Origin of the sequence: Coleofasciculus sp. LEGE 07092, from assembly GCF_015207375.1 — a bacterium.
GTDB lineage: Bacteria > Cyanobacteriota > Cyanobacteriia > Cyanobacteriales > Coleofasciculaceae > LEGE-07092.
Window position 1 is genome coordinate 27828 of the sequence record NZ_JADEWY010000004.1, and the last position, 12918, is coordinate 40745.

The 12918-nt window shown below is 44.5% G+C and carries 10 protein-coding genes and 1 pseudogene; 4 read left to right on the forward strand and 7 right to left on the reverse strand.

Features of this window, described 5'->3' with window-relative positions:
* Positions 1 to 2 precede the first annotated feature (2 nt).
* The 3 genes from IQ257_RS01905 (at position 3) to IQ257_RS01915 (ending at position 4297) form a co-directional block, all read left to right on the forward strand.
* Positions 3 to 2039, forward strand: a complete 2037-nt coding sequence (locus IQ257_RS01905; protein ID WP_193875045.1) for a response regulator — start codon at positions 3 to 5, stop codon at positions 2037 to 2039.
* 184 nt (positions 2040 to 2223) lie between these two features.
* Positions 2224 to 3426: an RNA-guided endonuclease InsQ/TnpB family protein gene (locus IQ257_RS01910; RefSeq protein WP_193875043.1), complete on the forward strand. Its 1203-nt coding sequence runs from the start codon at positions 2224 to 2226 to the stop codon at positions 3424 to 3426.
* 73 nt (positions 3427 to 3499) lie between these two features.
* Entirely contained in the window at positions 3500 to 4297 is a 798-nt protein-coding gene (locus tag IQ257_RS01915) for a DUF4058 family protein (RefSeq protein ID WP_193875041.1), read from the forward strand.
* A gap of 54 nt (positions 4298 to 4351) precedes the next feature.
* Here the strand turns inward: IQ257_RS01915 and IQ257_RS01920 are convergent.
* Positions 4352 to 5164, reverse strand: a pseudogene (locus tag IQ257_RS01920) (CHAT domain-containing protein); the annotation flags it as partial.
* A 246-nt stretch (positions 5165 to 5410) separates the two neighbouring features.
* On the opposite strand from IQ257_RS01920, the gene IQ257_RS01925 reads away from it, so the two are divergent.
* On the forward strand, positions 5411 to 6208 hold the full coding sequence (locus IQ257_RS01925) for a transposase (RefSeq protein ID WP_193882876.1): 798 nt from the start codon (positions 5411 to 5413) through the stop codon (positions 6206 to 6208).
* 393 nt (positions 6209 to 6601) lie between these two features.
* On the opposite strand, the gene IQ257_RS01930 is transcribed toward IQ257_RS01925, so the two are convergent.
* The 6 genes from IQ257_RS01930 to IQ257_RS01955 form a co-directional block, all read right to left on the reverse strand.
* Positions 6602 to 8290, reverse strand: a complete 1689-nt coding sequence (locus tag IQ257_RS01930; RefSeq protein ID WP_193873211.1) for a GH3 auxin-responsive promoter family protein — start codon at positions 8288 to 8290, stop codon at positions 6602 to 6604.
* Positions 8291 to 8546: 256 nt separating this feature from the next.
* On the reverse strand, positions 8547 to 9290 hold the full coding sequence (locus IQ257_RS01935; RefSeq protein WP_193873212.1) for a hypothetical protein: 744 nt from the start codon (positions 9288 to 9290) through the stop codon (positions 8547 to 8549).
* A 46-nt stretch (positions 9291 to 9336) separates the two neighbouring features.
* The gene (locus IQ257_RS01940; protein WP_193873213.1) at positions 9337 to 10104 is read right to left on the reverse strand and encodes a hypothetical protein; all 768 of its coding nucleotides are present in this window, start codon (positions 10102 to 10104) and stop codon (positions 9337 to 9339) included.
* A gap of 277 nt (positions 10105 to 10381) precedes the next feature.
* Entirely contained in the window at positions 10382 to 10876 is a 495-nt protein-coding gene (locus tag IQ257_RS01945; protein WP_193873214.1) for a PepSY domain-containing protein, read from the reverse strand.
* A gap of 85 nt (positions 10877 to 10961) precedes the next feature.
* Entirely contained in the window at positions 10962 to 12206 is a 1245-nt protein-coding gene (locus tag IQ257_RS30995) for a sensor histidine kinase (RefSeq protein WP_193873215.1), read from the reverse strand.
* A gap of 24 nt (positions 12207 to 12230) precedes the next feature.
* On the reverse strand, positions 12231 to 12908 hold the full coding sequence (locus IQ257_RS01955) for a response regulator transcription factor (RefSeq protein WP_193873216.1): 678 nt from the start codon (positions 12906 to 12908) through the stop codon (positions 12231 to 12233).
* Positions 12909 to 12918 lie beyond the last annotated feature (10 nt).

Consider the following 12918-nt stretch of genomic DNA (forward strand, 5'->3'; position numbering starts at 1 on the left):
ATATGGAGTCTGAATCAAAAGCTAACATCCTGCTTGTGGATGATCGTCCCGAAAACCTATTGGCTCTAGAGGCAATGCTCGAGAGCCTGGGTCAGAATTTGGTGAAAGCCCATTCGGGGGAAGAAGCCCTCCGATGTCTGTTGCATCAAGATTTTGCTGTAATTTTGCTAGATGTGCAAATGCCGGGGATGGATGGCTTTGAGACAGCAACTTTGATTCGGAACCGCAAGCGATCGCACCATACGCCGATTATTTTTCTGACAGCGTTTAGTAAAAGCGAATCGCTGATGTTTAAAGGGTATTCTCTGGGGGCGGTAGACTACCTGTTCAAGCCGATTAATTCGGATATATTAACCTCGAAAGTGACGGTCTTTGTTGACTTATTTAAAAAAACCGAAGAAGTCAAACATCAAGCCGAACAACTCACCGCCGTCAATGCTGAACTCGGGGAAAGTGAAGAGCGATTTCGTTCCTTAAGTGCTTGTTCCCCAGTTGGCATTTTTTTGACCGATGTAGCCGGGAACTGTAACTACATCAATCCCCGCTGCCAAACGATTTGCGGGTTTACTCCTCAGGAGATTTTGGGAGGCAGATGGACGCGGTTGGTTCATCCAGAAAATCCGGGGCAAGTACTGGCAGATTGGTCAGCTAAGGCACTCAATAGTCATGAATACTTCCAAGAATTTTGCTTCCTGACTGTCGAGGAAAGGGCGCGTTGGGTGCGGGTGCGATTGTCACCCATGTTCTCTGATAACGGGGAATTGTTGGGTCATGTGGGAACCATTGAAGACATTACCGAGCGCAAGCAGGCTGAGGAAGCACGCGCTCAGATTATCCGAGAACAGGCAGCACGACAGCAAGCCGAAGCTGCAAACCGGATGAAGGATGAGTTTTTGGCAACCCTTTCCCACGAACTGCGCACACCCCTAAATTCGGTATTGGGTTGGGCGGGATTGTTGCGAACTCGCAAGTTTGACGAAGCAACGACAGCTCGCGCCTTAGAAACGATTGAGCGCAATGCTAAATCCCAGGCACAACTGATTGAGGATATTTTAGATGTATCGCGGATTATTCAAGGCAAGCTGAGTTTGAACTTGTGTCCGATTTCCCTCGTCCCTGTTATTGAGGTGGCGATGGATGCGGTGCAGCCTGCGGCTGAGGCAAAAGCGATTCAACTGGAGTCTGTAGTTGACCCGGAGTTAGAGCTGGTTTTAGGGGATTCTGAGCGCTTGCAGCAAGTCGTCTGGAATCTGCTGACCAATGCGATTAAGTTTACACCTGAAAGTGGACGGGTTGAGGTGCGACTCGAGTGTGTAGACTCCTATGCCCAAATTCGGGTCATTGATACGGGGATTGGTATCGGTTCTGACTTTCTTCCGTATGTGTTTGAGCGCTTTCGTCAGAAAGACAGTACAACCACTCGGACACATGGCGGTTTGGGGCTGGGACTTGCCATTGTCCGGCACTTAGTTGAATTGCAGGGTGGCTCAGTCTGTGCAGATAGTAGCGGCGAGGGACGAGGGGCGACTTTTACGGTGAAGTTGCCGCTCCAGAAATCAGCGGAGTTGGAAGACAATTGTATAAAGTCACTGGAATTTGAGTCAGAAATTAATGCCACATCCGCAGAATTGTCAACCCTTCTCTCTGGCTTACAGGTATTTATTGTGGATGATGAACCGGATGTGCGCGAATTTCTAACAACGGCCCTGGTGGAGTCTGGGGCTAAAGCGATCGCACTTTCATCAGCAGGTGAAGCGTTTAAGTTTCTCGAACAGCTCAAGCCGGATGTCTTGGTTAGCGACATTGGTATGCCGATTGAAGATGGCTATACACTAATTCGCAAGGTGAGAGATTTGGAAGCTAAACGAGGGGGATTTCTGCCTGCTGTCGCTTTAACGGCTTACGCCCAGAAGGAGGATTGCAAGTCTGCGATTGAATCGGGTTTCCAAATGCATCTGTCTAAGCCTATTGATTCGACTAAGTTGGTGATAGCAGTTGCTCGTCTTGCCGGACGAACCCTGGAGAGGGTTAAACCATGAGGGGGACAAAAATCCCTGGTGGACGTTCTTTGGTTAAACTTAACTTGTCGCAGGGAAGTCCCCCACTATAGATGTACTCATCTTAGTGGCGGGATGAAAGGCAGGGAAATTGGAGGGACGGAAATTTCCAAATCATCCTGACAGTCTTACTACGAAGTGTATAATGCAGTAAGGAGGTATTAAGATGCTACACAAAGCGGTCAAGGTTCGACTCTATCCAACACCAGAGCAAGAAGTGTTACTATCTCAGCACTTTGGTTGTGCCAGGTGGTGGTGGAACTACGCTCTAAATAAGTCAATCGAGACTTATAAAGAAACTGGAAAAAGCCTTGGTCAGTCAGCGCTTAATGCCTTCTTGCCAAAACTCAAAAAAGCAGAAGAAACTCTATGGTTGTCTGAATGTTACAGCCAAGTTTTGCAAGCAACGACTCTCAATCTAACAACAGCCTACAAAAACTTTTTTGCAGGTCGTGCTAGATTCCCTCGTTACAAATCAAAGCATGGTAAACAGTCAATTCAGTATCCTCAAAATGTCAAAGTGCTTGAGGGGCTAGTTCAATTTCCTGGTAAAGTTGGCAAAGTTAAAGCTAAATTGCACAGGAAAATAGAAGGAACAATAAAGACTGTAACGATCAGCCTAGATCCTTCAGGTAAATACTTTGCCTCAATACTGACTGAAGCTGAAGGAGAGAATCCAGAAGTTTCAACTGATGGCAAGGTGATTGGAATTGACTTAGGATTGTCTCATTTTGCTATTACCAGTGATGGTAGCAAAGTGTCTAAATACAACAATCCTAAGCATTTAGCCAAGCACGAAAAAAACCTCAAACGTAAGCAGCAGAAGCTGGCTAAAAAACAGAAAGGAAGCAATTCAAGAAACAAAGCCAAAAAGACTGTAGCTAAAGTGTACGAGCGGGTAACAAAATCCCGTCAGGATTTTCTGCATAAGTTATCAAGAAAACTCGTCAACGAAAACCAAGTTGTCGTAGTAGAAAATCTTAATGTCAAAGGCATGGTACGCAATCACAATTTAGCTAAAGCAATATCTGACACTGGATGGGGAACCTTTGTCAATTTTTTAGCGTATAAGCTAGAGAAGAAAGGTGGGAAGTTAGTAGAAGTTGACCGTTGGTTTCCCAGTTCTAAACTTTGCTCTAATTGTTATTACCAAATCGACAAGTTGCCAGTTGATGTCAGGGAGTGGACTTGCCCTCATTGTGGCACTCGTCACGACCGTGATGGTAATGCATCGACCAATATTAGAGCAGAAGGTATCAGAATGTTACAGACGGATGGAACAGCCGTCTCTGCTGAAGGAGGGGGAGTAAGACCAAAGTTGGGACGCAAGTCCGTTCTGAGGCATTCCCCCGCGAATTCAGAAGCCTAGACTATAGTCGCTTCGACTTAGTGTAGGTAGTTCACTTCTAAGTAGTCAATTGATCCCAGATGGACTAATAGCCATGCCTTCGCCGTTTCCGGGAATGAATCCGTATCTGGAACAGCCTGCTTTTTGGTCGTCATTTCACAGCCGTTTGATTGTGGCTCTAGCTGATGCCTTGGCTCCCTGTCTGCGCCCGAAGTACTACGTTGAGGTGGAAACTCGCACTTACTTGGATACTCTGGAAGACGAGATTTTGGTGGGCATTCCCGATGCTGTTGTCCTTTCGTCAAAACTTGTTGCCCGCTCCGAAATCAGAACAGAGGCAACAGTTCCCAGTACAGCGGTACAACCACGCCCCAAGCAAGTGACTGTTCCCATGCCCGTTGAGGTCAACGAGCGTTATCTGGAAGTACGCGAATTAGGCACAGATACCGTGCTTACGGTAATTGAGGTGTTATCTCCCAAGAATAAACGCAAGGGGGAAGGACGAACTGCCTATGAAACCAAACGACAAACGGTTCTCGGTAGTCTGTCCCATCTGGTTGAAATCGACTTGTTGCGTGGGGGAAAGCCAATGGCAATGAGCGGGGACGATATAGCAGTAGACTATCGCATCCTCGTGAGTCGCCGCCAGCGTCGTCCAACTGCCGAGCTATACGGATTCAGCTTGCAAGAAGCGATTCCCGACTTTCCCTTGCCACTCATGAGCGGGGATACAGAACCTTGGGTAGATTTGCAAGCCATCCTCAATGGGGTGTACGACCGGGCTTTTTATGATGCGCGGATAGACTATCGTCAGCCACCACCGCCACCAGCCTTAGGAGAAGCCAATCAGCGATGGTTGGATGAGTTGTTAGCAGCTTTCTGGGAAAGCTGAACAGATCGCGCGTTGACACTCAGCGCTAAATCTTGGGCTACGCCCGCCGCAACCCTACCAAGGATTTCCCACTAAAGTAAATGCACTCCAGTAGTAAGGATGGGTGAGTTCTTTGTCCCCTTGTTCGGCTAATTCAGGGGGTAAAGGAATCGTACTGTTAGGGGTGATGAGCTGACCGTTTTTGAGTTGCACTTCGCCTCTGAGCATTGCTAATTGAGCTTGTCGCAGGGCTTCAGCTTTGATGGGGGCTTGTTTCAATTGCTCGTAAAAGTGAGTCATGAATCCCAGTGTGCCTTCGTCACTGACATACCATAAACTTCCCATAGCTGATTTTACCCCAGCTTGTACAGCTAATCCGGTAAATCCTAACTCGGCTTCCTCATCCCCCAAAGCGGTGCGACAGGCACTTAAAACGAGGAGTTCTACGGGTGGATTGTTTAATTGTAGTGAGCGCAGTTGGTCAAGTCCCAATTTTGTGTCCCAAAATTGGATATAGGAGTTTTCGGGTTTACCGGGTTTAAATTCGCCGTGGGTGGCTAAATGGAGGATGCCAAAGGGTGCTTGAGCGCGGGCGGTTTTCAGATTTTCTGGGGTAAAGGTAGAGTTGAGGAAGGATTCACCTTACCATAATTTATCTGCGATCGCATTTAATTCTGTTGGGACTGCGGGTAAGGGGTTTTGGTTAGTAAATTGGGAGGCTCCCATGGCTAGGACTTGCAGATTCCTGACATCTACATAGCGGGTATCGGTAAGGGAGAGGCTGGGCATGAAACCGATACTATAGTGTTCTACGATAAAGCCAGTGCCATCATGGAGGGCGGCAATGGGGAGCGATCGCAGTCCTTGATCTACAATGAATGCCAAATTCAGTAGATCAAAAACTTTTGTCTTAGGCGGCGCTTACCTTGATATAACTAGGCTTTTAGACGCTTATTTAAGAAAGTGATCGCCATAATTTTGTCGCCGCTTTAGTACATTTGCTCTAATCTCGACTTGATTTATAAGTTTACCTTATTATTAAACTTGAATTTACTCAACTTGAATATATGGAGAAAAAAACCTTGTTAAAAATGTTAAATAGTGAGAGTTGTCTCTAAAATTCCTTGAGAAAAATTGACCCAACTAACAGAAAAACCAGCTCTTACTGATGAAGAAACATTAGAAGAAGTTCTAGACTGTTTAACAGAACACATCTCTGTTGACACACAAGGAGCTTTTGACCAAAGGGACTTATTTCAAATTCTAGTCAGAGCGGCAAGTAACAAAGACAGCCTCGAAACTTATTTATTAGCTGAACTTTCGGCTCTGAAAATTAAAATTAAAACGCTATATTTAGATAGAGGTTTTTTTAGCGTCCCAGTCATCCGGTGGTTAAAAGCCTTGAAGATTCCTTTTATTATGCCAGCTATCCGCCGAGGTAAAACAGGCGGAATTAAGCAATACTTAAAGGGAAGAAGCAGCTATAAAACCAACCACACCATGAGCCGAGGTCAAGATGAATCCGTTACTTTTGACCTATGGATTGTTTGTAAATATAGGAAAGGTCAGCGCGGAAAACAGGGTCTTGAATATTTTGCCTATGTAGTTTATCAAGCTTCAATTAGTTTGACATATATCCATGAAGATTATCGAAAACGATTTGGTATTGAAAGTAGTTATCGCTTAAAAAATATCTGTAGAATTAAAACAACGAACAAGAAACCTGCTCTCAGGTTATTCTTTGTCTGTCTCTCTTTTCTTCTGGTTAATATTTGGGTCAACTTATTATGGCGAAGGATTAGCCGACCGAGAAAAGGAGGACGCCTAGTTTATCGTGAACTGTTGACTTTCAAACAAATGTTATTGTTTTTATGCCAAGCTGTTGAGCGAATTTATCAGGTTGTTCAAGCCATCTACCTTCCTGCTGGCTAGTTAAACCAAGTAGTTTCTTGAGCAAACTATAAGTAATATTAATAAATAGCTCGCTCACTTGTCCCAGACAAAAGTATCGCAGAATACAAAATTATGGGGGCTTGCTCCTGAAACGAAACTTTTCGATCTACTGACTCTACCAGAATGACTGACTTGAGCGAATAGATCTGCGATCGCACCCGGTAAGAGTCGAAGTGGGGCTTTCATATCAATAAAGCAGAACTCGACTTTATCTAGTATGAAGGATTTTGTCGATCAAGACCGTGATTGAAGATGGACGTATTGGTGAGAATTTCATATTTTTAACGTGATTTAAATACCTTTTGACAGTGATAGCAATCAAATTTTATGGTGATTTGGATCACATTACTTTCCCTTCACTAAAAATATTCTTCACACATCTGCATATTCTGGAAGCCTGACTTCCATATTTACTGGGAGTCCTGCGAGAAAACTTCGGTCTTCACTGATGTGGGGAAACTTCAATTGCGAATCAGGAATTCCTCTTTGCAGTTGTCTTTGGCGAAGAACCGCAAAACTCCCTTGCTCTAAAATTCGCAGTCGGGGAGGAGGGATGACATCTCGACGACTAATTTCATAGTGAGTGTTGACGTTTTGGAGCCTACAATCAAACTGAGCGAGAAAAGCTTGGGAGTTGAGGAGGATTTGACCAGAAGCCAGCTCAATATTGACTAAATAACGAGCTGGAAAATCATGCTCAGACAGCGTAATACAAAAATCTTCTAAGTGTACGTTAAATTCCTGTTGTAAGGCTTGCATGACTTGAGTCACATGAAACTCAGTCGTCTTCTCAGTTGTCGAAGAAATGAAACCACCTCGACGGTAACGAAAAACAATTAAGGGAGCTGTGTTATAAAAACCTAAAACTTCGACGACATCACCGATATCATAACGGTAAAAACCACCGTAGGTAGTGATGAGAATCCGATAGCATTCTCCTACCTTAACATCCGTAGCAAGTAGGGTCTTGGGGTGTTCTGCTTCCCACTGCTCTTCAGGAATAAACTCAAAAAAGCCACTCTCGATCGCTAGAATACTGCTATCTTTGTTGAGGTCATGGTAAATACTAAACATCCCTTCTGCCGATGAGTAGACGGCTCCCCATAGGGGAGTATCTCCGAAGTAGGTAGGAAATCGCTCAAAGTAAAAATCTGACGTTCCCCCACGTGCCGTAGCTACAAAAGATAGATTCGACCAAGCTAGTTTGGGAGTAAGCCGTCCCTCTGATTTCAAAATTTGCCGTAATTTTGCAGCGCGTCTGGGTGCAGGTGTCCATTGTTGCTCTAAGTTGGCGCGAATCTCTGGTTCTAGTTCTAACCAAGGTGCAATGGTTCCTGTTTCTAAATCTTGAAGTAAGTATTCGGCATATTTCTCCAAATAGTTGCAAGTTCGTAGAATCAGCATCGGAAAGTTGGCAACCATGCCGCGCATTAACGGTTCTCGCAGGGAAAATAGCAGACAAACGTAGTGGCGAGCAAGGCTGTTGGCGGGTTGCAACGTCTCGTAAGGGTGGGCAAAAAATTGCTTGTACAAACGCTTATCCATACGGAGAACGCCAGCACTAGAGGGACCGTATGGGATGTCGCCACAGGTGCGTCCCCATAGTTGCGTCGAGTTCGTCACGAGCAGTTTGCCAAACTTCAGATTTTGAGCTCCGAGTGCCTCACTTAAAAAGCCCATACTGGTTAGTGTTGCCTGTCGGACAATATTTTGCGATCGCCGAGTCGTGGGAATTAGCTTTTTCTTTCCGGTTGAGCCACTGGTGAGAGTCAGATAGACAACAGGTTCGGCGGTGAGAATGTTCGGCTCCCCTTGGGCAATGCGCTCAGTCAAGGGTTCATAGCTGCTGTAGGGTAGAATGGGAACCTGTTGCTGAAATTGTTCAATCGTTTTAATCGCGCTCAACCCAAATTTCTGACCTAGTTCAGTATCTTGATGTGCTAGTAATAAGTCACGTAATAACTGCGTTTGCACCGCTTCAGTTTGGCTGGTTTTTCTGACGAATTTTGCTTGAGTATATCTAGCAACAGCGGTCAATATTGACAGGGCAAAACCATTCATAAAAATCCTAGGGTGATGTTCCTTGAAAAAAGCACTAAATCCTAATAAGTTTGACTTTCTGGATTCACTCAAATGAAAAAGAAATGTCATTCATTGTTAGGAATTCTAACCTAACCACGGCTACTGTTCTCTGCTTTAGAGGGATGAGTCATCTAAGCTAAAACGCATTTAAATTGTGTATTTCCTGTTGCCTGTTGCCTTTGAGGCGTGTAGGCATCCTACTTTAAATGCCGAACAGCTTATCTACTTAAACCCATCATTCAATTGGGTAAGGCACTTTTTTCTCCTTTCGCACGGAAAAGAATAGGACAACTGCCAGTAAAATAAAGGCAATCGCCGTAGCATAGCCCCTTGACAGTGATAGACCGCCATTTTTGATTGGCTTGGTCAGAAAATCTCCGAAGGTGGCTCCGAAAGGCCGCGTGAAGATGAACGCGATCCAGAACAGGAGGTTATCGTTCAGCTTTGTTACATAGTGAAGGGCGATGACAACACCAATGACACTAGCCGTCACAAATGCACCTTGGATATAGCTCAATCCCACGTTGTCTGTCAGAAAGTCACCAAAAGCTGTTCCCAAACTGTTGGAGAAGACAATAGCTAACCAATAGGTGGTTTCTGCGTCTTTTTTCAGGATCGGATAAACGCTCAGATCCCGATCTCGGTAGTACCAGATGGCAAGAACGCTCAAAAGACCGGCTACCAGGATAAGCGATCCCACTGCGTAGCCCAGCCCGAAAGAGCGATCCATCAAGTCTGAAACTTCGGTGCCGGCTGTGGTTGTTCCGATGATAGCCATCCAATAAAGGGCTGGACGATATCTGTCGGATTGAATTTGAAAAAACAGGAGAATGGCCAGGATGGCGAACGTTACGGCAAAGCCGACGTAATACCCCAGTCCGAGAGACATTGAGATGAAGTCACCAGCCGTCTCGCCGATTGTCGTGGCGATGATCTTCATGATCCAGAAGTAAATTGTGATTTTTGCAACTTTGTTCATTTCTTTTTCACAAGAAAAATACCCAATTTGATAAGGCGATCGCTAATTAGTTTTGTTGGTCAATCGGCAGTGAGGCTGGTTTCTTCTGCTTAAAGCTTAAGTAAATAACCAGAATCACAATGATAGAAAGAAACATCATACTAGTTCCGACCGTACCGAAACCAAAGCCACCATTTTTAGCAGGTTGGGATAGTAAATCACCCATAGATGCTCCCAGGGGACGAGTCAAGATGTAAGCTATCCAAAATGCCAAGACTGCATTCATGTCGAAGTAATAATAACCGATCGTTATTATTGCAATTGAAGCCCCAAATATTAGTCCTGCTTGGGCATAACCCAAGTTCAAAGACTCTGCCAATAGATCTCCTGTTGCAGTACCCAAAGCAAACGTAAATAAAATAGCCACCCAGTAGTACAGCTCTCTTTTAGCCGTGTTAATTGAGTGCATAGCTAATGTCTTTTCACTTGAATACCAAAGCCCAAAAACCACCAATAAGACAACACTAAAAACTATAGTTGTTGTCACCAAGCTAACTCCAAAATCGTCCACTAATTTATCCGTAATGAGCGTGCCAACAATACTTATTAAAACGACTACCAGCCAGTAAATTGCTGGGACATATCGTTTAAGCTGAACCTGCTTAAAAAGTGCAATTAGTAACAAGCCGCTCATAATATAAGATGTCACACTTAAACCCAGGTTCAGCGTTACTGACAGAAAATCAGCCGCCGTTTCACCTACTGTGGTTGCCAGAACCTTAATAATCCAGAAGTAAAGTGTAACCTCTGGAACTCTGTTTAACCTCTTATTCATGATATTTATAACTCCTGATTCTTCGTAAAATTGAGATTACTTCACATCCTAAAATTTGCTCATTATTGCTCCTAATTAAGGCAATTGATTTCACTTTAAAACACAAAAGGGGAGAACTAGGGAAGATTGAAACAAGTATCCGATAAAAAGTCACCCCGCCTCTGAAATTAGAGGTGAGGCAACTCACATTTGGTATTGCACTCAAACAAGAGCGCGAGTAGAAAGTTAAGCTGCTAGTATGGATAAGAGCAAACGTCCTTGTTTTCGGCTACTCTACCTAGCGATCGCCATTGGCATCGTTATCATCTTCAGCATCCGTATACGGAACTTGAATGCTGCTACGAGGACGAGTCGCTTCATTGGCGTCGTCTTCTTGGTTCATGTTCTCGGTATAGAGGACTTTACCATTACCCGCATCTACAGCAACTTCGGTTTGACCGATAATCGCTGTATAGACTAGGTTGCCGTCTTCATTGTCTAGTGTCACACGGCTGGCTGTACCGCCTTGAGCAGCTTCTGCCGCTTGTTTGGCTTGCTGGGGTGTGATTTTAGCTAAAGGTTGGAGTCTTGCCGCTTCTTGCTGTTCTTCTACATCATCTGGTACTTCCCCATCCCCATCAGACGCTTCGGCAATTTGAGTGTTGGTGTGATGTTGGGTTATGGTTGCAACCGCAGGTTTTGATTGGGTGGCGTAGACAGTTCGGACTAACCCACCAAGCCCCAAAGTTCCTAATATGGCAGTGGCTAGAATCCATTGGGTAGATCTGTTCATAACGTGAAACTCCGGAAATTCTGGTCTGTAGTTTCACTCTAAACAGCAAAAAGGAAGAACAAGGAAAGATAGAGTTCATTTTTATCTACAAGGGATAATGTGTGGGTAAGCGCACGGTGAAACAGCTACCAACTCCTAGCTGACTTGTAACTGTGAGTGAGCCTCCATGACTTTGAACGATACTTTGTGCGATCGCTAAACCCAACCCAAACCCGTTAGACTGATAAGAACGCGCCTGATCTGCTCGCCAAAACCGATCAAAAATGTGCTGAAGCTGTTCGGGTGTCATCCCAATTCCCGTATCCTTCACGCTTATATACAACTGCCGATCAACTTGATTCGTTTGGATTTCCACTAAACCTCCCGTCGGCGTGTACTGAAGGGCATTTTGGATTAAATTGGCAAAAACTCTTGTGAGTTGAACCAAATCACCTAACACATACAATGGCTGAGTCAGGTTGGCTTTCACGTTGATTTCTTTGGCATCAGCTTGAGGCTGATAAAGTTCAACCAGGTTATGTAAAATCTCCTCTAAATTCACAGCTTCCTGGTGAGGGCTTTGAACTTGGTCACTTCGAGCCAACAGCAGCAAATCTTCCGTTAAGCGCGTCATTTGATCAGCCGCATTAGCGATCGCTTTAAACTTTTTGGCATCTGTTGAGCGCATCCCTTCTGGATATTCTAGTGCCACTTCCACATTGGTTGTAATTGCCATCAACGGACTACGAAGTTCGTGAGATGCATCTCCTGTAAACTGTTTGAGTCGTTGAAAACTCTGCTCAATGGGTTGCATTGCCTTGCGAGTCAGCAAAAGCCCACCAATACTACTCAGGGCTAAAGTCATAACAACACCACTCCCTAACCCCCAATCTAACTGAGCGAGTGTTTCATCAAATTCTTCTAAAGATTGACTTGCTCTTACATAACCAATTAGGCGACCATTGTCACTACTAATTACAGGTAAAGTAACGCCCCGGATGCGAATTTTGCCAATTTTCTGAGTTTGCACATCTATATTGAAAGAAAGGGGCAACGTTAAGATATATTGTCCTTGTTGGTCAACCAAATGACATTGAGAGTCAAACCACTGCAAAGCTTGATGACGAATGATTAACTCGTTAGTGGGAAAATCATTTTCTACTTGCAAACGACCGTTATCTAACTCACCCTCAGCCGCAGCACTTTCTCCTAAAATTGTCAAGTTTTCTGTGAGTTTTTGACTGAGGCTGCGAGCAAACACAACTCGAACCGCCAGTGTAAATATTCCTAAAAGTGCCGCAAAAACAGCTAGATAAGATACTGATAATTGATAGCGAGTTTTCTGAAACACAATAGACTTTTTTTTACCCAATAGTTAATCAGGTTTTCCCAGGCGATAACCAATGCCATACACATTTTCAATAATGTCGATTTTATTGCCTGCTTCTTTAAGCTTACGCCGCAGATTTTTTAGGTGAGTTTTAATGGTTTCTTCACCGGAAATATCCTCAAACTCCCAAAGCTTATCTAACAATTCTTTTCGAGTGAAAACCCGCGCCGGACTTCTCAAAAAGGCTTCTAAGAGCATATATTCTTTTGGAGTCAGAGCCAGAAGATTCCCAGCATAGGTAACTTGGTGGGTACTGGGGTCAAGTTCCAAATCCTCATAAGTTACAATAGAGGGTCGAATATCTGGACTTCGGCGCGATAAGGCTCGTATTCTGGCGGCTAGTTCTTGGATTTTAAACGGCTTTACCAGATAATCATCCGCTCCGGAGTCGAGTCCAATGACTTTATCGGTAGTGGTATCTTTCGCTGTTAGCATCAAAATGAGAGCCTTACATCCCTTAGTCCGTAATCGTTTGCACAAGCTAATTCCATCAAGACTAGGCAACATTAAATCCAACAGAATTAGGTCATAGGGGGCTAATTGAGCCTGTTCCAAGCCAGTAATCCCATCTTGGGCTAGATCGACTACATGATATTGACGGGTTAAGTGTTCGGCTAAAGGTTCAGCGATCCGCTCGTCATCTTCGATTAGCAAGATTCTCATTTTCCTGTTG

Excerpts from the sequence above, each read along its gene's own strand:
- IQ257_RS01905 (WP_193875045.1), top strand. The coding sequence starts at position 3 with ATGGAGTCTGAATCAAAAGCTAACATCCTGCTTGTGGATGATCGTCCC.
- IQ257_RS01910 (WP_193875043.1), top strand. The coding sequence starts at position 2,224 with ATGCTACACAAAGCGGTCAAGGTTCGACTCTATCCAACACCAGAGCAA.
- IQ257_RS01915 (WP_193875041.1), top strand. The coding sequence starts at position 3,500 with ATGCCTTCGCCGTTTCCGGGAATGAATCCGTATCTGGAACAGCCTGCT.
- IQ257_RS01930 (WP_193873211.1), bottom strand. The coding sequence starts at position 8,290 with ATGAATGGTTTTGCCCTGTCAATATTGACCGCTGTTGCTAGATATACT.
- IQ257_RS01935 (WP_193873212.1), bottom strand. The coding sequence starts at position 9,290 with ATGAACAAAGTTGCAAAAATCACAATTTACTTCTGGATCATGAAGATC.
- IQ257_RS01940 (WP_193873213.1), bottom strand. The coding sequence starts at position 10,104 with ATGAATAAGAGGTTAAACAGAGTTCCAGAGGTTACACTTTACTTCTGG.
- IQ257_RS01945 (WP_193873214.1), bottom strand. The coding sequence starts at position 10,876 with ATGAACAGATCTACCCAATGGATTCTAGCCACTGCCATATTAGGAACT.
- IQ257_RS01955 (WP_193873216.1), bottom strand. The coding sequence starts at position 12,908 with ATGAGAATCTTGCTAATCGAAGATGACGAGCGGATCGCTGAACCTTTA.